Annotated in this window: 16 protein-coding genes; all 16 read right to left on the reverse strand. The window is 56.0% G+C overall.

The features are described from left to right. Positions 1–89 precede the first annotated feature (89 nt). Positions 90–866, reverse strand: a complete 777-nt coding sequence (locus AC6I6U_RS02650; protein WP_497880526.1) for a glycosyltransferase — start codon at positions 864–866, stop codon at positions 90–92. Beyond that, positions 863–2029 (reverse strand): DegT/DnrJ/EryC1/StrS family aminotransferase, encoded by a 1167-nt coding sequence (locus tag AC6I6U_RS02655; protein WP_497880527.1) that lies wholly within the window; start codon positions 2027–2029, stop codon positions 863–865. Before AC6I6U_RS02655 ends, AC6I6U_RS02650 begins: the two co-directional genes overlap by 4 nt. Beyond that, the gene (locus AC6I6U_RS02660) at positions 2026–2955 is read right to left on the reverse strand and encodes a GDP-L-fucose synthase family protein (protein WP_497880528.1); all 930 of its coding nucleotides are present in this window, start codon (positions 2953–2955) and stop codon (positions 2026–2028) included. The genes AC6I6U_RS02655 and AC6I6U_RS02660 overlap by 4 nt, the downstream gene beginning before the upstream one ends. A gap of 17 nt (positions 2956–2972) precedes the next feature. Continuing rightward, positions 2973–4058 carry a GDP-mannose 4,6-dehydratase gene (gmd, locus tag AC6I6U_RS02665; protein ID WP_497880529.1) on the reverse strand — a complete coding sequence of 362 codons (1086 nt, stop codon included), beginning with the start codon at positions 4056–4058 and terminating at the stop codon, positions 2973–2975. Further along, entirely contained in the window at positions 4051–5481 is a 1431-nt protein-coding gene (locus tag AC6I6U_RS02670) for a mannose-1-phosphate guanylyltransferase/mannose-6-phosphate isomerase (RefSeq protein WP_497880530.1), read from the reverse strand. The genes gmd and AC6I6U_RS02670 overlap by 8 nt, the downstream gene beginning before the upstream one ends. Before the next feature lie 120 nt (positions 5482–5601). Continuing rightward, positions 5602–6561: a UDP-glucose 4-epimerase family protein gene (locus AC6I6U_RS02675; RefSeq protein ID WP_497880531.1), complete on the reverse strand. Its 960-nt coding sequence runs from the start codon at positions 6559–6561 to the stop codon at positions 5602–5604. Between the two features lies 1 nt (position 6562). Further along, a complete protein-coding gene (gene wecB, locus AC6I6U_RS02680; RefSeq protein ID WP_497880532.1) occupies positions 6563–7690 on the reverse strand; it encodes a non-hydrolyzing UDP-N-acetylglucosamine 2-epimerase in 1128 nt (375 codons plus the stop codon). Next, entirely contained in the window at positions 7683–8693 is a 1011-nt protein-coding gene (locus AC6I6U_RS02685; RefSeq protein WP_497880533.1) for a polysaccharide biosynthesis protein, read from the reverse strand. The genes wecB and AC6I6U_RS02685 overlap by 8 nt, the downstream gene beginning before the upstream one ends. A 64-nt stretch (positions 8694–8757) precedes the next feature. Next, positions 8758–9624: a dTDP-4-dehydrorhamnose reductase family protein gene (locus AC6I6U_RS02690; protein WP_497880534.1), complete on the reverse strand. Its 867-nt coding sequence runs from the start codon at positions 9622–9624 to the stop codon at positions 8758–8760. A 1-nt stretch (position 9625) separates the two neighbouring features. Beyond that, positions 9626–10855, reverse strand: coding sequence for a glycosyltransferase family 4 protein (locus AC6I6U_RS02695; protein ID WP_497882970.1), 1230 nt, complete (start codon positions 10853–10855; stop codon positions 9626–9628). Positions 10856–10857: 2 nt separating this feature from the next. Next, positions 10858–11961, reverse strand: coding sequence for a glycosyltransferase family 4 protein (locus AC6I6U_RS02700; RefSeq protein ID WP_497880535.1), 1104 nt, complete (start codon positions 11959–11961; stop codon positions 10858–10860). Positions 11962–12160: 199 nt separating this feature from the next. Next, entirely contained in the window at positions 12161–13576 is a 1416-nt protein-coding gene (locus tag AC6I6U_RS02705) for a hypothetical protein (protein ID WP_497880536.1), read from the reverse strand. A 454-nt stretch (positions 13577–14030) separates the two neighbouring features. Further along, complete coding sequence (gene pgaD / locus AC6I6U_RS02710; protein ID WP_497880537.1) at positions 14031–14540, reverse strand: poly-beta-1,6-N-acetyl-D-glucosamine biosynthesis protein PgaD; 510 nt, start codon at positions 14538–14540, stop codon at positions 14031–14033. Next, positions 14537–15892, reverse strand: coding sequence for a poly-beta-1,6-N-acetyl-D-glucosamine synthase (gene pgaC / locus AC6I6U_RS02715; RefSeq protein WP_497880538.1), 1356 nt, complete (start codon positions 15890–15892; stop codon positions 14537–14539). Before pgaC ends, pgaD begins: the two co-directional genes overlap by 4 nt. 3 nt (positions 15893–15895) lie before the next feature. Continuing rightward, entirely contained in the window at positions 15896–17893 is a 1998-nt protein-coding gene (gene pgaB / locus AC6I6U_RS02720; RefSeq protein WP_497880539.1) for a poly-beta-1,6-N-acetyl-D-glucosamine N-deacetylase PgaB, read from the reverse strand. Between the two features lie 12 nt (positions 17894–17905). Next, positions 17906–20386 carry a poly-beta-1,6 N-acetyl-D-glucosamine export porin PgaA gene (pgaA, locus tag AC6I6U_RS02725; protein WP_497880540.1) on the reverse strand — a complete coding sequence of 827 codons (2481 nt, stop codon included), beginning with the start codon at positions 20384–20386 and terminating at the stop codon, positions 17906–17908. Positions 20387–20562 lie beyond the last annotated feature (176 nt).

The following is a 20562-nucleotide window of genomic DNA, read 5'->3' on the forward strand; positions in this document are numbered from 1 at the left end:
TGCATTCTCTACTACCGTTTCCCTCATCAAATCACTCAAGTGACACCGGAAATCTGGAGAACCATTAACCAACTCTACCGTGACAGTTCTCATTTAATAATTTTATTTTTTAAATCCACCAATTTAAGAAATAAAATCCTGGAAACTATTCTGGGTGTGTATCCTAGATGAAAAGCTGCTCCATTTGCAGCTTCAATGGCACCGGCAATCATAAAATTGGTAGAAATATTCCCATCCATTATATTGATAGTTGACGCCTTAGGCACCCACGTAAAATTTGCGTTACCTTTTTTCGCCAGCCGAATATAAAGCTCGTAGTCCATTGAGCATTTATATTGCTCGGAAAACTTCTCGACCATGATACTTTCCGACCGAATATAAATATTTTGGAGACCGACAATAGTCCCATATTTCAAAAGATTTTTTATCGAAAACTCTGGTGTTGGGCATCGCCGATATTTCAGCCCCCCAGAAAGTACATCATAGCCGTATGAGTCAAAATAGACGCCATCACATTTCGAAGCCACCCGCATCAAGGATGCCACTTCACTCAAGGTGCCGGGGAGCAGAATGTCATCTGCTCCCAGATAACCGAATATTTCACCATCATTAAGGTGTTGAATACCTATATTTATGGCACTCGATATACCCGAGTCCCTGGTTTTATCCCAGACTATAGGGTAACCCTGCTCGACAAACCTTGAGATAATTTCATGAGAGGCATCCGTGCTTTTTCCGTCGACCACAACTATTTTTTTATTTTCATAGTCCTGAGCAAAAAAAGCGAAAAGTGTTTTCTCCAAATATTTTTCGCCATTAAAGCAAGGCATTACCAATACGATTGTTGGATCGACAAAACAGTTCATAATTTTTTTAGCGCATCCGCAGCTTCAGCAATTGGATAGTGGTGATTACCAACGAAGAGTCCATATTGATCAATGTGTTCGGCATTTTTCAAAGAGCCGTGCACCTCGGAATCAAAATATTTAACAACTTCGTTTTTCGAAAAATTACCGGCTACGATCGGACGACATTCAAAGCCCAATTTTGTCAGCTTGGCAACGAGTTCCTTGCGGGTCAATTGACTACCAGGGCGGATGACCAGACTGAAGCCAAACCAGCTGGATGAGCCAATCTCGCGCTGAATGAGAATTTCCGGATGATCCTTCAACGCCTCCTGGATAAGAGCTCCATTCTTGCGGCGCTCTTCGATCAGACTCGGCAAGCGCTTGACCTGCTCAATGCCCAACGCACCTTCCAGTTCCAGCGGGCGAACGTTATATCCCGGCAGGACAAAGCGGAATGACTCCTCAAACGGATCGTCGCTTTTCTCACTGCAGACCAGATTTTCCTTTGGCAGGTTACGTGTCCAGCCGTGTGCCCGCAACGAGAGGATAATCTGGTAGAGCTCTTCATCGTCAGTGACGATAAGCCCTCCTTCCATGGTAGATATATGATGACTGAAGAAAGAGCTGAAGGTGCCCATCACACCGAATGTGCCAGCCTGTTTGCCCTCGTAGGTGGCACCCATGGATTCGCAGTTATCCTCAATCAGGACAATGCTGCGCTCGCCAATAATCTGCTGGATACGCCCAAAATCATTCGGGTTACCCAACAGATTCACCGCCATGATGGCCCGGGTCTTGTCAGTGACCGCCGACTCCAACGCATCCAGGTCGTAGTTCAGTGTTTCCAGGTCGATATCAACGAACTTGATCTTCAAGCCGTATTGATACAGCGGATAGTAGGTAGTACTCCAGGATACAGCCGGCACGATAATCTCATCACCGCGCTTGAGTTTGAGAGAAGCGTTCTTGGTATAGAACAGCGCAGCAACCATCAGCAGATTGGCTGAAGACCCGGAGTTCACCATGACACAGTGCCTACTCCCCACATACTGGGCAAAATCACGCTCAAAGGCTTTAACATGCTCGCCCATAGTGAACATGCCTGAGGCAATGACACGTTGCATTGCTTCAAGCTCTTCCTTTTCCCAGGAAGAAGTGGCCAGCGGAAACTTGATGCTCATTGAACGTGCTCCAGATAATAGCGATACGTCTTTTCAACGCCTTCCTGCAAGCTATGGGATGGTCTCCATCCCCACTGCTCCTGACGTTCGATACTCACCAGCTTGCGGGCCATCCCGACAGGCTTGCTGAGGTCATGCTCAAACTGACCGTGATAGTCCATGACTGCCGCGACAGCCTGATAATACTCATTGATCGAGTAATCATGTCCCAAACCGACGTTCATGTAGGCCGGCAGCGACTCGAAGTGCTGGATGGCATGAACAATGGCATCGGCCAGGTCACCGCCATACATGAACTCACGCCGCGCGTTGCCATCCCCCCATATTTCTACCGACTTGTCCCCAGCTGATTTTGCAGTGTGGATCTTGTGGATAATCGCAGGCAGAAGGTGCGAATGCTGCGGATCGAACTTGTCGAAGCGACCGTAGATGTTACAAGGAATCAGGGTCTTGTATTGAAAGGTGGCGTCCTCCTTCATGATGTACTCGCACAAACGTGCGGTGGCCACCTTGGCGAGCGCATACCCTTCATTGGTGGGCTCCAGCTCACCCTTGAGCACCATTTCCTCGGCCAGTGGCTCCGAATGGTTGCGCGGATACATGCAGGAGCTGCCGAGATTGATCAATCGCTTGATACCAGCCTTACGGGCTGCCCCAACGATGTTCCGTCCCATATCCAGGTTATCCAGAAGGAAGGAAACCGGCTCCCTGATGTTCGCCTGGATCCCACCTACCTTGCCAGCAGCGTGGATAACCATGTCTGGCTTGTGCTTCTCGAGGTACGCCTGTACGGCCTGGAAATTTCGAAGATCCAGTTCGGCACTACGCGGTGCCAGCACCTCAAAGGCAGAAACAAGGGGGTGGTCGAGCACATTGCGCCCCACCATCCCGCCGCCGCCAGTCAACAATATTCGCATTTTGCTCATGGGTAGCAGGCCATATCTTATTCGTTATAACTGAACGTGGTGTAGCCGTGCTTCTTGATCAGCTCATCACGCTCAGCACTCTTCAGATCTTCGCGCACCATCTCGCTGACAAGCTCGGTGAAGCTGATTTTCGGAGTCCAGCCCAGCTTGTTCTTCGCTTTCGAAGCGTCACCCAGCAGCGTTTCCACTTCTGTAGGACGGAAGTAGCGAGGATCGACGGCAACAATGCACTTGCCCTCGTCGTTATAGCCTTTCTCTTCTTCGCCTTTGCCTTTCCAGGTGATGTTGATACCGAGTTCCTGGGCAGCTGCATTCACAAAATCACGAACGCTGTACTGCACGCCAGTCGCGATCACGAAGTCTTCAGGATTCTCCTGCTGGAGCATCAGCCATTGCATCTCGACATAGTCCTTCGCATGACCCCAGTCACGCAGCGAATCCATGTTGCCAAGGTAGAGGCAGTCTTGCAGTCCCAGTTTTATGCGAGCCAGGGCACGGGTGATTTTCCGGGTAACGAAAGTTTCGCCACGAATTGGACTCTCGTGGTTGAACAGAATCCCGTTGCACGCGTAGATACCATAGGCTTCCCGGTAGTTGACCGTGATCCAGTAGGCATACAGCTTGGCGACCGCATAAGGACTACGCGGATAGAAAGGCGTCGTTTCCTTTTGCGGGATTTCCTGGACCAGGCCGTACAGCTCAGAGGTGGAAGCCTGATAGAAACGCGTCTTCTTCTCCAGCCCCAGAATCCTGATGGCCTCCAGGATACGCAATGCGCCCAGGGCATCGGAGTTGGCCGTGTATTCCGGCTCTTCAAACGAAACGGCAACGTGGCTTTGTGCCGCCAGGTTGTAGATCTCGTCAGGCTGCACCTTCTGGATGATCCGGGTCAGGCTTGAGGAGTCGGTCATGTCTCCATGGTGCAGGAAAAACGGCAGGCCCTTTTCATGCACGTCGTGGAAAAGGTGATCGATTCGAGCGGTATTGAAGAGCGAACTACGGCGCTTGATACCGTGAACTTCGTAACCTTTGCTCAACAGTAGCTCGGCCAGATAGGCTCCGTCCTGACCGGTGACGCCGGTTATGAGTGCTTTCTTAGTCATTTGCTCTTCCATAGTTGTCTTCAAATCGGACGATATCATCTTCACCCAAATAACTGCCTGACTGAACTTCGATAATCTCAAGCTCAACCATGCCGGGATTCTTCAGGCGATGCATTTCCCCGATCGGGATGTAAGTAGATTGGTTTTCGCTCAGGAGGAATGTCTCATTCCCTCGGCTGACTTCTGCTGTGCCCTTGACCACGATCCAATGTTCTGCGCGATGATGATGCTTTTGCAGAGATAGCGACGCACCGGGCTTCACACCAATGCGCTTGACTTGGAAACGCTCGCCTCGGTCGATGCCGTCATACCATCCCCAGGGTCGCAGAACCTTGCGATGAGAAACTGCCTCACTGCATTTATCCTTCTCCAACTGGGCAACAATGTCCTTGACCTGCTCCACGTTGTTCTTGTGCGTGATCAGCACCGCATCTGGCGTGTCAATAATCAAGAGATTGTCGGTACCCAACGCCACAACCGGACGATAGGGGGCGTGCACAAAGGTGTTACTCGAATTATGAACGGTTCCCCTTCCATATACTCGGTTGCCAGCCTCATCGGCCTCTGTCAGTTCAGCCAGGGAGTTCCAACTGCCAACGTCGCTCCATTGGCTATTGAATGGAATGACAGCAACATCGTCATGATGCTCCATCACCGCATAGTCGATACTCTGCGACCGGCACGCGGAGAACTCATCGAATTGCGGACGAATGAACTTCGTGGAGCCAGAGATGGTTTCAGTTGCAGCAGCCTCCAAGCTCGCCCGGCACTGCGCCAGGATGTCTGGCGCGTAATCCTCAAGCGCACGAATCAGTGTGCTTGCCTTGCAGAGAAAGATACCAGCATTCCACAGCACATTACCGGTAAGCAGTAGATGCTGTGCGGTGCTCAAATTCGGCTTTTCGATGAACTTCGCAACACTCCTGGCAGGGGCCGACCTGTCGGTACCCTGCTCGATATAGCCATAGGCGGTCGAAGGAAAGCTCGGCACTATTCCAAATGTGACGATAGCGCCAGCCTCGGCCTCGTTGATACCGCTGGATACCGTCTCCGCAAAATAACGGGCGTCTGGAATGTGGTGATCTGCGGGGCAGAACAGCAGCAGGTTACGCCCCTCACGCTCGCACTGGAGCGCCGCCAGGGCCATGGCGGGAGCAGTATTGCGAGCGCAGGGCTCCAGCAGGATGGATCCACTGGCACTGCCGGATTGCAGCGACTCGGATACAAGAAAACGATGCTCCTCGGCAGTCACCATCATCACATGATCCGCAAGTCCCGCCACTCGATCGAGCGTCAACTGCAGGAGGCTTTTGCCATCAATCAGTGGAACAAACTGCTTGGGAAAGCTCTTGCGTGACAGGGGCCACAGCCGAGATCCTGAGCCACCGCATAAAACAACGGGCGTAATTGAGTTGAAAGTCATGGGTGGTCTGCTTGAAAACCTTGATAATTCGCCAAGGGGCGCACCCCTGGTCAGTTGTCGCAAGACAAAGGAATCATTTTAACAGAATGTCCTTTTATCCGGTCCGTTGAAGGCGGCAAATCACGCCGTGCTTGCCAAAAAGTGGTCGGCAGCCAAGCCTAGCGCCTCATCAACCGTCAGCGGCGACTCCCACCCAAGTATCTGCCGGGTCTTTTGAATATCCACCTGTAGTGAACCACACAAACGCTGCGCCAGGGCATCACGCCCCAGCATGTGTGCGATACCGCTCAAGCAGCGTTGAGGAACAGGCAGAAGAAGCGGTGACTTACCCAAGGCACGAGCCATTCGTCGGAGTAGTTGGGTGGTCGACAGATCCTCTCCATCACTGACCAGAAACACCTGTCCAGCAGCATCGGGATGCTCCAGGCAAGTCACGATCAGATCGACCAATGTACCCAACGCCACCAGGCTGCGCTGGTTGTGGATGGCACCGAGCGGCAGCGGAATACCCTTGCTCAACCATTTCATCATGTTGCGAAAATTGGCCTTCACGCCCGGTCCATAAACCAGCACAGGGCGGATGACCACGACCTCCAGCCCGGTTTCGGCGGCTATCGACCACAACCCCTGCTCAGCCTCCAGCTTGGAAACTCCGTAAGGATCAGATGGAGCCGGCAGGTCATCAGCCATGTAGGGCTTCCCAGGCTCCGTCCCCTCGCCGTTGACCTTGATGGAGCTGAGGAAGACAAAGCGCCTTGCTCCGGCCTCCGCCGCCTGGCGGGCGAGATGCAGGGTTCCATCAACATTGGCACGCCGAAATTCCGCCAACGGATCGGCAGCCTGGTCCTGCATGACATGCACACGGGCTGCGCAATGCACGACCGTATCGATGTCGAGCAGGGCTTCACGCCAATCGACCTCGGGCCCTAGATCACCCACAACACAAGCTTCTGCATCGGGCGCGATCGCTTCAGGCAAGCGTCGGTAGGCTCCCCTTGGGCGATGCTTGCCATCAGCCAATAAACGAGCCAGCAAGGCCTGCCCGACAAAACCGCTCGCACCAGTCAACAACAGGTTCATGTCAGGCCTTACGCCAAACAGTGCGATTGATATAGCCGGTATAACTGAGCACCACACGCACCACCTGCATCGACACCGGGCCACCCTGGTAGTCCGGCACCACCGGGATCATCCGCTGCTGGCGATCATGCTGACTGGTTATGACCTTCACCGCCGCCAGTATCGACTCCTTGTCCAGCCCACTCATGATCAGAGTGCCTTCATCCATGCCCTCCGGACGCTCATGAGCATTACGCAATGTCACCGCCGGCAGGTTGAGCAACGAAGCCTCTTCAGTGATGGTCCCACTGTCGGACAGCACGCAGAACGCTTCCATCTGCAGCTTGATGTAGTCCAGTAGGCCAAATGGCTTGACGAAGCGAATCAGCGGATGGTCCAAAGACTCTCCCAGAGCCTCCAGGCGCTTGCGCGTTCGCGGATGGGTCGAGACAATCAGCGGATAACCATACTCGTCCGCCAGTGCCCGCAGACTGGCCAGCAGATCACGCAGGTTGTCAGGAGAGTCGACGTTCTCCTCACGGTGGGCGCTGACGATAAAGAACTTGCCGGACTCCAGGCCACTACGCTCAAGCACGTCGGACTGACGAATCTTGGGCATGTAGTAGTCCAGCACCTCTTGCATGTGCGAACCGGTCTTGATGATGGTTTCCGGGCGTATGCCCTCGGCGATCAGGTAACGCCGGGCATGCTCGGTCAGCACCATGTTGATGTCCGACAGGTGGTCCAGCACTTTACGGTTAAGTTCTTCGGGCACACGCTGATCGAAGCAGCGATTGCCTGCCTCCATGTGAAACACCGGAATTTTGCGTCGCTTGGCTGCAATCACCGCCAGACAGGTATTGGTGTCGCCATACAGCAGCAGGGCATCCGGCTGCTCCTGCGCGAACACCTCGTCAGCCTTGGCGATTACTTCGGCAATGGTCTGCGCAGGCGTCTCGCCAGCAGCGCCAAGGAAATGGTCGGGTTTGCGGATTTCCAGGTCATCGAAAAACACCTGGTTCAGCTCATAGTCATAGTTCTGCCCCGAATGCACCAGGACGTGATTGACCTGCTTGTCCAGCTCGGCAATCACCCTGCTCATCTTGATCAGTTCGGGGCGAGTCCCTACCAGGGTCATGACCTTAAGCATCGAGCTGCTCCTTGATGTAATCGAGCTTGAGCAATAGCTGCTTGATACCCGGCACATCCAGACGCTCGGTATTGTGCGAGGTGTAGTCGTCAAAGCTGGAGATTTTCTCTTCACCTTCAACGAAGTACTTCTTGTAATTCAGGTCGCGGTTATCGGCAGGAATGCGATAGTAGCGCCCCATGTCCTCAGCCTTGGCCATCTCTTCACGCGAAACCAGCGACTCGTAGAGCTTTTCACCATGACGGGTGCCGATCACCCGGACAGGGTTGTCCCGGCCAAACAGCTCCTTGAGCGCCTGGGCCAGCTCACCCACGGTCGAAGCCGGGGCCTTCTGGACAAAAAGGTCACCCTGCTGGCCATGTTCAAAGGCATGCAGCACAAGGTCCACCGAGTCTTCCAGCGACATCAGGAAACGGGTCATGTTCGGATCGGTGACCGTCAGCGGCTCATTGGTCCGGAGTTGATCGACAAACAGCGGAATCACAGAACCGCGAGATGCCATTACGTTGCCATAGCGGGTAGCGCAGATGACGGTGCCACCATCGGGAATCATGCGGGACTTGGCTACCATCAATTTTTCCGCCATTGCCTTGGAGATGCCCATGGCGTTGATCGGGTAGACCGCCTTGTCGGTACTGAGCACCACCACGCGCTTGACTCCGCGGTCGACGGCGGCATTCATGACGTTTTCGGTGCCCTGAACGTTGGTCCGTACTGCCTCCATGGGGTAGAACTCACAGGAAGGCACCTGCTTGAGCGCGGCGGCATGGAAAACATAGTCCACACCTACCATGGCCTGCTTCAGGCTATCGTAGTCACGTACGTCACCGATGTAGAACTTGACCTTATCGTTGGCCAAGGCGATGCGCATATCCTCCTGCTTTTTCTCGTCACGAGAGAAAATGCGGATTTCACGCACATCGGTATTGAGAAACCGCCGCAACACCGTATGACCAAATGAGCCGGTGCCACCGGTGATCATCAATACCTTGTCGTTGAACATAGAACCTTCCAAATCGTCTACAACCCCGAAGGGTCAGGAAAATATCGACCAAATCCCTTGGCGCTCAACCGCCCGGGCGGCTGGCATGCATGCGTTTGATTAACGCAGGCCAGGAATCTGCACTATAACCCGTCGCCTCACGGAAACGCCGGCCATCGAGGGAACGGTCTATCACCAGCACATCATCCGGCTGGATCGCGATGTTCCTGTCGTACTCGCTGGCGACCATACGCAACAATTCAAGCTTGTTAACCGGCTCGGCCGCCACATGATACAGCCCGTACAGTTCAGGGTGAGGCAGGACGTAGTCCTTCATTACGCCTGCCAGCTCCACTGTGGGCAACCCGGAGAATATCGCTCGGGAGAAACCCTTGACGCTTCCTTCCTGGGAAAGGAACCAGTCGATCAATGCATAGTTGGAGCCCAACTCATGGCCGATGATCGAGGTGCGCAGGGTAATTGCATGGGACAGATCATGGAGTTCGCCAATGTATTTTGACTTGCCATACAAGTCCTCGGCATCAGACACATCTGCTTCGAGGTAAGCGCCTTTTTGCCCGGAGAACACACAGTCGGTGCTGACATGAATCAGTCGGGCGCCCATCAGCTCGCAAAAGCGCGCAAGGCGGTGCGGCAGCATCGCGTTGATTGGCAGCGCGGTCAAAGGATCCTGCGCATCAGCCAACTGCTTGATCAAACCGACACAGTTGATGACGATATCAGGACGAACCGTCGAAAACGCAGCGACCAGCGCATCCTGATCCAGTACATCGACCCCCGTCAGTAACCGGGCATGGTCGGTTTCGGGAAAATGCCGAAGCGCGGACGCATTGCGCAGCGTTCCCCAGACCTCATGCTGGGCGTCACCACCGAACACACGAAACACGGCATGCCCCAGCATGCCTGTAACGCCAAGTACCAGCACTTTCATCTCAGATTGCCCTGTCCTTTGATTCATGGCCGAGCAACTGCGCCAGGATTTCAACCTGGCGATTCATATCGAAGTGCTCGTCAAAATAAGTACGACCCGAACGCCCCATGGCTTCGCGCTCGGATGCTTGTAGAGTTTTCATGCGTCGAATATTGGCGACCAGAGGGGCCACCTGCTCCGCATCGGATGCAAATCCTGCCCCGGCCTCCAGAATCACGCGCGCGCCTTCACCACTGACACTGGCGATGACCGGGCGCCCAGCGGCCAGGTAAGCCTGGATTTTACTCGGAACGGTTTGGGCAAAAATAGCCTCGTCGGTAAGTGAAACCAATAAAGCCGACGCCCGCTCGAAAATCTGCGGCATCGAGCTCATCGGATAACGTCCCGGCAATACCAGATTGTTCAACTCATGGGATGACCGCTGCGACTCAAGCCATTGAAGCCTGCTCCCACTACCGATGAGCACCAGGCGAATAGACGGGTCATCACGCAGCTCAATAGCGGCCTGAACCAGGGTATCCAGGCTCTGGGCGGTTCCAAGATTGCCCGCGAATACAACGCAGAAGTGATTATCCAGCACATCGAGCAACCCTTGCTCAACCGGAGTGTTGCTTTTGATATCTGCATTGTAGGAATTGGGGTGATAGACAATCTTGCGCCTATCGGCGTAACGCGCCACCGGCTCAAAAAATGCGCGGGACTGGACCAGCAGCACATCACAACAGCGGTAAATAGCCTTGACCATCCAGCCTACGAAACCGAGTGCATATCGGTTCTTGACGAAACCCGTCGCGGCGAGGCTTTCGGGCCACAGATCCTGCACCCACAAGGCCAGCCTGGCGCCCTTGAGCCACTTGAGCACAATGGCCGGAATAACCTGAGTGATGGGCGAAGGTGCAAACACCAGGATTGCGTCAAACTTCTTCTTACGCAACAGCCAGGGAAAATACACCAGTCCGGCGAGCAGAAACGAAAGATAATTGAGAATAAGGTTCCTGGCGCCCCCATGCCCTCGCGGCCATAACGGCACACGCACAACATCAACGACATCGCGGTACTTCTCGCGCTGCACACCCTTGGCGGTATAACCATCCAGAATTTTTCCATCAGGATAGTTGGGTTTCCCGGTGGCGACAGTAACCTCGTGCCCTTGCTCCACCAATTTTGAAACTATATCATTTATAATAAAACTTTCAGGATAGAAATACTGACTGAGCATTAGTATCCGCATCATTAAAACTCTTTATTTTTTAATGCAGAGAAAAACAGCTCCTTATTTGCTTCGATAGCCACTTGATCAGTGAGCTTCTCTACGGCTTTTTTATACACTCGCTCACACAACTGGCTTCTCTCTTCTTGGGTCATCAGTGCAAGCTGATCAATTTTATCGGAAAATACCTGAGGATTCCCCAACGAAAGGTCCCACCCCAGCCCTTCCTCCTCCAAATTCCTCCATGGAGTCTGATCGCTGATCAGCACAGGAGTACCAACACTGATGGATTCTGCAATAACGTGACCATAATTCTCACCTTGAGTCGGAAGAATAAAAAGGTCGTACTTGGCAAATGTGCTTTTTACGTCGTCAGGGAGGACATTACCACGATAACCAACCCTTATATTCGAAGGCAGTCGAGCAATGATGTTCTCACACTCTAACCAATACTCGGGATCCTCCCTGGGGCCATACATGTCAAATACAATATCCCCTTTCACATTCATCAACGCAGATAACGCATAGCTCAAATTTTTTATACGAGCAATACGGGAAAGAAAAATAACTCTCAGGGTTTCTTCCCTTTGACCTTTTCCGTCAGCAACTAGCGGGCCACGCCCGATTTTTTCGCCTATCGGACTTGGCAAGTCGATTGCCACCAAAACTTCGTCGCGATCAAGCCAAGGCAGCTTACTTAAAAAATCCTCTTTCTCATATTCACTTGAAGCTTGAAACTTAATCCTTCGATACAGCCGAGAAAAAACAAATTTATAAATCTTCTTTTTAAACTTCTTTATATCCAAGGCGCCTTTGGAAAACTCCCCCCTTGGTGCCAACACCACAGGCCTATCCGTTGAGCGATGCAGCAAACGACCAAGTAGTGGCTTCAAGGTAAAAACCGGATCAAAGAAACTATTCAAATATACAAGATCATGCGGCGTAGAGGAGGCAACTCTGGCCATGCCTTTGATAGTACATTTATCCGGTGCAGCATAATAAACCTGGGCATTACCAACTCTCTGCCATGCATTGGCAGTGATTGACGGATAGGCTTCTGACTCATCCTGATCACGATCACGAGTTACAATCCAGAACTCAATCGAGTCATGAAGGCTGTCTGCCATATTTAAAAGCGTCCGCAGCGGGCCTCCAGCCTTGTAGCCTGGGAGATAATACCCCACGAAGGTCAAGACTCGGATTTTTCGAACTGATTCAGCCCTCACAAGACCACCTTCCATATGCCATGTATAAACCTAAATATTTCAAAAACAAGCATTGAACAAAATTTCAAGCTTCAACACCAAAAATCAAAACCATATCAGATTACAAATTTCGAGAGCGCCCCCTATTAAAACCAAAAGCCGAAGCAATCACACGGAAATATTCTTTTACCAAACACAGAAACACTACCCCAAGCGCACACAAGAAAAAATAAAAAATAAATCCCGGAACATTGACACCCACCTGGGAAAACGCAGACGCCACAAAACCTCCCCAGTACGCCGAAAGCAATGGATTATACAACAACTTATGAACCAAGAGTTCACTCCCCATCACTAGAAGGGTCACAATCATCATTCCAAACATAACAACCCAAGGAGAGTTCGAAAAATAAAAAAAAGAGATAGGCCCTGGAAGGCTGGCAAAAGAAAACTGGCTGGTGTCGATATCTCTATAGTGCGACTGCGCGATCTCCTGAAAAGTTGATATTTTTCCAGCCTCACCTTTTTCAGTCAGTACAGATAAAAACAGGGAAGCACTTTTATCAGGATATGCATAGGTAGCCATGAGACCCTCAACTCCGACCCATCGATCTACAGAAAACATTGCAATTTTCATGAGAGCCTTACTATGTAGAAGCTCTCCATAATATTCAGCCGGCTTCGCAAGCGGCGCAGAAGCACCGGGCGAATAGTAATGATTACGCGCAGAATTCACCAAAGGATAACACAAAAAGAACAGAACAACAAAAGCACAGATCAACCCCAAAAACCACCTATAACTAAACCACTGCAGCCTCTTTCGTCCAAGAAAAATCGAAAACAGCACAGGAACAGAATGGAATATATATACCCCTCGACTCAATAACGAAATCGTCGACACCGCAGATTCAATGAAAATAAAATATACAGAATTCCTGCTTCCACCAGATAGATATTCCCACCACAGCATGGTGACTAACACCATGACAAACCCGCTTGACAACAGCCAGTAGAAAACTGCATTAAGCGGCCAAATAACGACTTTTGGAACGATACCGACTTGCTGAAATGAAAAACACAAATTCAATATGGAAAAACCAGCCAGCAGCACAACAAAACACAGCCAAATCGAAATTTTGCTTTTCACATACCAATCTGGTGGAGAAAATTTCGCGTTCACTTCCAAGGTAGAACGAAACCCGAGAAGCCCATGGTAGATCAAGCGTCCGCCTATCACTCCCAGAGCACCGACAGTGGCCAATAACAAGACACCATCCCAAGAGCGACCTGAACCATCAAAATAGCCTACCGGCTCTACAAATGGATAATCAAACAGCAAGTGAACTATAATTTTTAACCAAAAACCCAACCAAAGCATCCCTGAAAAGAACATATACCCATACGACACCTTGAAAAAAACAGCTGAAAGCAAGAGAAAAAAATATATCACTGAGAAAAAACTGAAAATTTCCATGCTGCCAGGATATAAAAAATATCCATATAGAGAAAGCACCACAAAAACAAAAAGAACAAACAAAAACAAAACTGACCTATTCAAAAAAACCCCTTGAAAACCAATTAGTTGGGACCGCAATCTTATAGATAAGATCGCACTTTTATTTCATATCAGACATAAAACTTCGGAATCCCCCTCCGAAAACACTATAACCCTTACCTATCAAACCAGTGTAATTATAATCGTATCGTTTTGCCACTATACTTCACCAACAACACTGACACGGGCGCGGACCAGCATAAACCAGATTCCTTCTGCTAAAACAGCAGCGGACGATAATACCTGTTGCATTCCATTTCCCCTATCACAGTACTTGAACGCACCTCAGAACTTGACCTGACTGTATGCCAGCAGAAAAAAATCGCTACAAGTCGCCAGAAGCAGCTCTCTCAAGGTGAGATCATAACGCATGAGTTGCCGCGCCTTATCAATGCCGCCAAACACCCTGGGTGGAAACTTGACAAGTCACAGTATTTCACAGGTGCTTATCATCCTCCGACGGCAGGCGGATCACATGCGGATGCAGTGGCGGCGCCAACGGTTGTGGCTGCTCGCCCGGCGCGACCCGATACAGATGAGCGATCACCTCCCGGACGCCACCGTGCTCGTCGTTGTGCACGATCATCGAGCCGGACGCACGCATGCGGGCGAATTTTTCCTCGTTGAGCCGGAAGCTGCGGCTCAACCCTTCATCGCCCACCACCGGCGGAGCCAGGCGCCGTTGGGCGTAGTTGCGCCCCTTGCGCTGCTGGTAGCGGGCCCAGGCGATCAGCACTGCGGCGTTGAGCAAGGCGACCCAGAGATAGACCTGCAAGGTGTTGAGCGCCTCGAAGAACGAGATATCGATCCGCGGACCTCCACGTCCGTCGAGCAACGGCCACAGGCCCTCGATCAGCAGGTACAACAGGCCAAGCCAGGCCAGCAGGGTCAGCAGCGTGTCGACAATCACCATGAACGGATGCTGGCGGGTCTTGATGATTTTCATGGACGCACCTTTTCTTTATCGGCATCGAACGGCTTGATGCCCCGGTCCGGACTGGTCCAGCGGGCCCGCTGGCCGTCCTGGCCGAACAGCACCCGCGGGAAACTGACCAGGGTGGTGAAAAAGCTGATGAACCAGAACACCAGCGGATACCAGACCACCCAGAACATGATTTTCCACAGGTCCCGCTCGTAGCGCCGGTCGATCAGCACACTGACCGCGAACTGCCCCAGGCAGACCGAGGCCAGCAGCAGGCCGGTAAACGCCGGCGGCACGATGCGATGCACGGTGATCGCCGCCGGCATCTCGATGAACAGGCCAAGGCAGTAGAAGATGATCGACAGCAGGAAGGTGAACGCCCAGCCGGTGGACAGGCAATATTCGAACAGCAGCGGCCACAGGTAGCGGTGGTGCCAGTGCCAGATACCGCGAATGTTCTTGAACAGCACCTGCGCTCCACCCTGGGCCCAGCGCAGTCGCTGCTTCCACAGCCCGCGCAGGGTTTCGGGCATTAGAATCCAGCACAGCGCCCGTGGCTCGTAGAAGATGCTCCAGTGGTCCAGTTGCAGCTTCCAGCTGATGTCGATGTCCTCGGTGATCATGTCCGGGCTCCAGTAGCCCACTCGGTCCAGCGCCGTGCGACGGAAGGCACAGACCACCCCGGAGACGGTGAAGATCCGCCCGAACACCCGCTGCGTGCGCTTGATCAGGCCGATGATCGAGGAGAATTCGCCGACCTGGACCCGCCCGACCAGGGTCGAGCGCGTGCGAATCCGCGGGTTGCCGGTGACCGCGCCGAGACGCGGGTTCTGCAACAGCGGGGCGACCAGGTAGGCGGCGGTATGCGGCGCCAGCAGTGCATCGCCATCGATGCAAACCAGGTACTCGCTGCGGGCCGCCACCGCGCCCATGCTCAGCGCCACCGCCTTGCCCTGATTCTGCGCCAGGTGGATGACCCGCAGGCGCGGGTCCAGTAGCGCCAGTTCGTCGAGCAACGGGCCGGTGTTATCACTGGAACCGTCGTTGATGGCGATGGCTTCGATATGCGGATAATGCTGAGCCAGCGCCGCCTCGATGGTCTCGGCGACATTGTCGCCTTCGTTGAAGCAAGGGATCAGGATCGAGATCAGCGGTTCACCCGGCAACGGCGGCGGCAGGGTATCGGCCTGCCACGGCCAGCGCCGCTCCCAGTGCCACCAGAAATACAACCCGCCGGCCATCCATAACCCCGACATGAACAGCGGGTAGAAGAACACGAAGTCCATCAGGAATTGCCCGGTAACCAGGAAAATCACGCCCAGGGGAAACCCGAGGACGAGCGCCAGGACGATCAGAGCCAGGATTCGATCCGTCATGATCTATGGGTTCCACTTGTTGGAGAGGGCCGGACGCAGCGCCTGCACCGACGGGTTGCCGTCGAGGAAGTTGTCCGGGTAGTAGCCGAAACTGGTTGCGCCCTTGTGCTTGAGTTGTCCCATCCATCGCGCCAACTGCGCACCGTCCAGATCCTGCGCCGGCTGGCTGCGCCAGTCCCGCGCCTGCAGTTCGAATACCGTGCGGTCGAGGGCGCCGGGGCGTTGCTGCAGTTGCTGGGCCAGGGCCTGCAGCCAGTCGTCCGCCTTGTGCTCGCCCTGCCCTTCCATCAGCGGCATGGCCATGGGCGCGGTCCAGTCGTAGCTGGCAAGAAAGTCGTCGAGATTCTGCGCAAACCAGGTTTCGCTGTGGGGATTGAGGACCGGCTCGGCGAACAGATTACGGGCGGTCTGGACCTGCGGCCCGCGAATGGCACGGACCCTGGCCGTCAGTTCGGCGGTCAGGTCGATCAGCGCGCGGCTCTTGAAACGCGTCCAGCGTTGCAGCGTGGCAGGGTCGTCGCGCAGGGCGCCGATGCTGCCCGGCAGGCCGGCGGCCGCGTAGGCATGCAATGCCGGTGGGCTGGCATCCTCGAAGTCGGAAAGCACGGCATCGTCGTGGTAGAGGATGCCGTCGACCGACGTCAGCCGGGCCAGGTCCTCGTATATCTCGCCGACGGTGCGCCGCACCTCGGGATCGAACGGCGACAGGCGTCGGTACTGTTTCGGGTCCACCGCGACCTGGCCGCTGGCCGGGTCCCAACGGGTGACCCGCGGCAGCCGTTCATCGAGGGCAAAGCTGAGCACCGGCATCCAGGCGAACACCTTGACGTGGGCACGGGTGCGCAATTGCCAGGCGACCCGGTCGAACAGGTCGGCGCGCATCGGCAGGTGCCGGTTGGGGAAATACAGGGAACGTGCCAGGCCATCGCCCGTCGGGTCGGCGAAGGCCTGCAGGAATACGGTGTTGACACCCAGGTCGGCGATACGCTGGACCAGCCGGCCGAGGTTGGCCTCCTGCTGCTGCGGATTCGGATCGTAGACGTTGTCCAGGTCAACCTGCACCACGCGCATCGGCAGGCGGTTCTGCACCGCGACGATGCTGCTTGCATAGTGATTGCCATCGGGGTCGGAAGCCACCAGCAGGCGCGGGCTGTTGAGCAATTGGTCGAGACCGTCGATGCCGTCGTCCAGGGTCAGGGCGATCTGGTAGCCCTGGCCTTCGATGACCTTCAGCGCGGTGCCGTCGGCGGTACCGTAGGGCCAGACCCAGACCCGCGGCGAGTAGCCGGTGGCGGCGCGGATCTTCGTCGAGATGGCGACCACATCGGCCCGCAGGCGCGCCTGGAAGTCGGTCTCGCTTTCATAACGGCCAGTCTTCGCGTCGTAGCGGCGGGTGGCCGCTGCCGGCTGCTGGTTGCCCTGGGGATTGGCCAGCACGCCCTGGTGACTGGCATTGGTGTGGGCGGCGATTTCCACCAGGCCGGAGGCCGCCACTTCGCGGACCTGGGCCCAGGTCAGGAAGTCGGAGCGTGGGCGCAACTGACCGGCGAAGTCCACAGGCTGGTCCGCCGGGGTGTCGATCCACACGCCGACCGGCGCCAGCAAGGCATGCCATTGATAGCTGCGCAGCACCGGCATCACCCGCGTGTAGAAGCTCGCGTAACCGTCGTCGAAGGTCAGCAGCACCGCCCGCGCTGGCAGTTCCGGGCCGCCGTCGCGCGCCGCGAGGATCTGGTCCACGGTCACCGGTCGATAGCCGTTCTCGCGCAGCCAGGCCAGTTGCTCGAGCAGTCGCTCGGTACGTACGGCGACCACCGCCTGGTCGGGATCGCGGTCCTCGATATCGTGGTAGGTCAGGCTCAGGAAGTGGTTTTTCGGCCAGGGCGCTTCGTTGACCGGCACCGGCCGCTGCGCCGGCGCGACGAAATCGACCGGAGCCTGCGCGCAGGCGCCGACCAGCAAGGCTCCCAGCAACAGGATGCAACGCGTGATCACAAGCATCATCCACCTCGGCTAGAAGCGGTAGGTCAGGTCGAAGATCAAGCGCACGTCGCGCTCGCGGTCCCCGTCATAAGGTCGGCTGATCCAGCTCAGGTTGGCCCCGGCCTCCAGGACGTCGTTCCACATCACCCGCTGGCCGTAGCCCAGCAAGGCCACCGCGCCGGTGCCATGATCGCGCTGGCTGTAGGTGCCGGCGCCGATCTGGAACTGCTGGCTCCACCGGGTTTCGTAACGGTGATACAGCACATGGTTGACGTTCACCGTCGGCAGCACGCTGAAGTCGGACCTGGGATTGAAGTACGGCACGTCCTCGTTCTTGCTGTTGTGGCTGGCGCTGACCTCCAGGCCCAGGTCCACCTGCACATGGGCCGTGCCATAGATGCCCTCGCGGCCGGTGAGCAGGTATTCGGTGCGATGGTTGCCGTCGCTGAAGTGCGACGGGGTGATTGCCAGTTTCCATTCGCGGCTTTCGTTGGCCCGCCAGCGCAGGAAGGCACTGGCCGAATCGGCACTGATGTCATTCTTCAGGGCGCGCAGCGGAGTCGCCGCCGCCAGGCGTTCGAGACTGCCGCCGTACTGCCAGTGATCGTCGATATCGAAGGCCGCCGACAGGCGTGCGCCAAGCTTGTTGCCATAACCGTAGGACTGGTTGGAAATTTCGGCTTGCAAGGTCATGTCGCGGGAGCGGTTCTCGATCCCCAGCCGCTGCCAGCGGCGCTGGGCATCACCTTCGGTGAAACGGCCGAAGGCGTAGCCGGCACCGGCGAACAGCCGCCAGTTCTCATTGATCGGCGGGCTGTAGAGCACGCTTTCGATACCGTAGTCGCGGCTGCCGGTGACCGCCCCGGCGCCGTTGTTGCCGCCGCCGAAGCTCTTGCCGGTATAGGCCTCGACCCGCAGCTCGGCCATGTCATGAACCTCCCGCACCCGCGCCAGCCGCTGGACCTGCGGGCTCTCGGGGAAACGCGCGAGAACATCGTCGGTCAACACATCGAGCTGGCGCCACTCCTGCAAGGCCAGGGCGGTGTTGGCCTGGGCCACCTCCAGGTTCATGTCGCGCGGCGCCGCGCTTTCGGTTTCCTTGTTGAGCGCTTCGGCCTGCCGCGGCCAATCACGGGCCAGGTACATATCGGCCTGGGCGACCCGCAGGCCGACATTGCCCGGCGCCTGGGCCACCAGCGCGTCCAGGCCCTGTTCGGTAGCCAGCAGGTCGCCGTTGTGCTGCCCCATCTGGGCGGCCAGTTGCTGGGCGTCGAGCCAGTCGTCATTGGGTACGCCACCAACCAAGCCCTTGAGTTCAGTACGCGGGTGAGTGGTCCTGGCCAGGTTGTCGGCCACCTCGCGGGCCTCCTCCGGGCGGTCACTCTCGATCAGTGCATAGGCCAGCGCCGAGGTATCGCTCACCCGGTCGGCGGGATCGGCACGCGGTGACGCAAGAACCTCGCGGTACAGCTCTACTGCCTGCTCAGGCTGGCGAACCGCCAGATAAGCTGCCGCCACCCAGCGCTGGGCGTAATGCGGGATGCTCACGCCCTCGTCGAGCAGCTTCTGCTGTTCACTCAGTACTTCGGCGTTGCGCGAGCGGGCCTTTAGCGCGCCCAGCCGATCGATTCGCCAGTGCACCACATCGTCATGGGCCTGCAGATCCGCCGACCAGGCGGCGAGCAAACGGTCGTAGTCGGCCAGGGCCCGGTCGGCGATGACAAAACGCTCCTGCTCGGTACGGGTCGGCAGCTCGGCCAGGCGCACCCGCTCGGCGGCCAGCTCACCTTCGAGACGCCGGGTCGCGGTTGCGTCGAGCAGGCCGGGATGCCGCTGGGCCAGGCGCAGGGCCGGTTCCGGCAGGCGGGCACGCTGCAGGGCGAAGAGGTATTCGCGTACGACTTGGGGCTGGTCCGGGGCGCGGACGAACGCCTGGTCGTACTCGAACAGGGCATCGCTGTTGGCCCCCGAACGGGTCAGCGCATACCCCAGCGCCAGGCGTCGCGCCGGGTCGCCGGGTTGCCGGGCGACCTGTTCGCGGGCGCGGCGCACCGCATCCTGGGGATTGCCGCCATCGGCCTCGGTGATCGCCAGGCCCAGTTGCAGGTCAACATTGCCAGGTTCGCGCTCCAGGGCCTGGCGGTACAGCCGTTCGGCGTCGCTCCAGCGCTTGAGGTTGCGGTAGGCACGGGCCACGGCGCCCAAGGCCTGGGTTGGCAGGGCCCGGTGTACGCCCTGGGTTTCGTAGACGCTGACCACTTCGGCATCCAGCCCGGCCCAGCTGGCAATCTGCAGATGGTCGCTGACCTGGCCGGCGGATTGCTGCGGGGCCGGCAATTGCCGCAGGAACGTCAGCGCCGGCGTGTAGCTGCCGTCACGGGCCTGGTGGATCAATTGGTCGTAGGAAGCATCGGCGAGGGCGGCGAGCGGCCACAGCAGTTGGCTGCACAGCGCTACCCCAAGCAATGGGCGCAAGCTGCCGCCTGGGCAGAACAGGGCATTACGCGGCATATCGTCTACTTCCCGAGTGACAGCCGGAATCAATGCTCCTGCCTGAGCCGGACAGCCAGGATGGAGCCTCAAGACAACGGCGAGGGCGAACAGTTCCGCTGTCTTTCAGCAAGGGTAGACGAAAAAGGACGGATGCAAGATCCAGAGTGGACGGGCATCGGCCAGGGCGACCGATG

This window comes from Pseudomonas sp. UTLPPB19802, assembly GCF_059730225.1.

Bases quoted from the DNA above. Each gene is read 5' to 3' on its own strand.
- AC6I6U_RS02650 (WP_497880526.1), bottom strand. From the start codon at position 866: ATGAACTGTTTTGTCGATCCAACAATCGTATTGGTAATGCCTTGCTTT.
- AC6I6U_RS02655 (WP_497880527.1), bottom strand. From the start codon at position 2,029: ATGAGCATCAAGTTTCCGCTGGCCACTTCTTCCTGGGAAAAGGAAGAG.
- AC6I6U_RS02660 (WP_497880528.1), bottom strand. From the start codon at position 2,955: ATGAGCAAAATGCGAATATTGTTGACTGGCGGCGGCGGGATGGTGGGG.
- gmd (WP_497880529.1), bottom strand. From the start codon at position 4,058: ATGACTAAGAAAGCACTCATAACCGGCGTCACCGGTCAGGACGGAGCC.
- AC6I6U_RS02670 (WP_497880530.1), bottom strand. From the start codon at position 5,481: ATGACTTTCAACTCAATTACGCCCGTTGTTTTATGCGGTGGCTCAGGA.
- AC6I6U_RS02675 (WP_497880531.1), bottom strand. From the start codon at position 6,561: ATGAACCTGTTGTTGACTGGTGCGAGCGGTTTTGTCGGGCAGGCCTTG.
- wecB (WP_497880532.1), bottom strand. From the start codon at position 7,690: ATGCTTAAGGTCATGACCCTGGTAGGGACTCGCCCCGAACTGATCAAG.
- AC6I6U_RS02685 (WP_497880533.1), bottom strand. From the start codon at position 8,693: ATGTTCAACGACAAGGTATTGATGATCACCGGTGGCACCGGCTCATTT.
- AC6I6U_RS02690 (WP_497880534.1), bottom strand. From the start codon at position 9,624: ATGAAAGTGCTGGTACTTGGCGTTACAGGCATGCTGGGGCATGCCGTG.
- AC6I6U_RS02695 (WP_497882970.1), bottom strand. From the start codon at position 10,855: ATGCGGATACTAATGCTCAGTCAGTATTTCTATCCTGAAAGTTTTATT.
- AC6I6U_RS02700 (WP_497880535.1), bottom strand. From the start codon at position 11,961: ATGGCAGACAGCCTTCATGACTCGATTGAGTTCTGGATTGTAACTCGT.
- pgaD (WP_497880537.1), bottom strand. From the start codon at position 14,540: ATGAAAATCATCAAGACCCGCCAGCATCCGTTCATGGTGATTGTCGAC.
- pgaC (WP_497880538.1), bottom strand. From the start codon at position 15,892: ATGACGGATCGAATCCTGGCTCTGATCGTCCTGGCGCTCGTCCTCGGG.
- pgaB (WP_497880539.1), bottom strand. From the start codon at position 17,893: ATGCTTGTGATCACGCGTTGCATCCTGTTGCTGGGAGCCTTGCTGGTC.
- pgaA (WP_497880540.1), bottom strand. From the start codon at position 20,386: ATGCCGCGTAATGCCCTGTTCTGCCCAGGCGGCAGCTTGCGCCCATTG.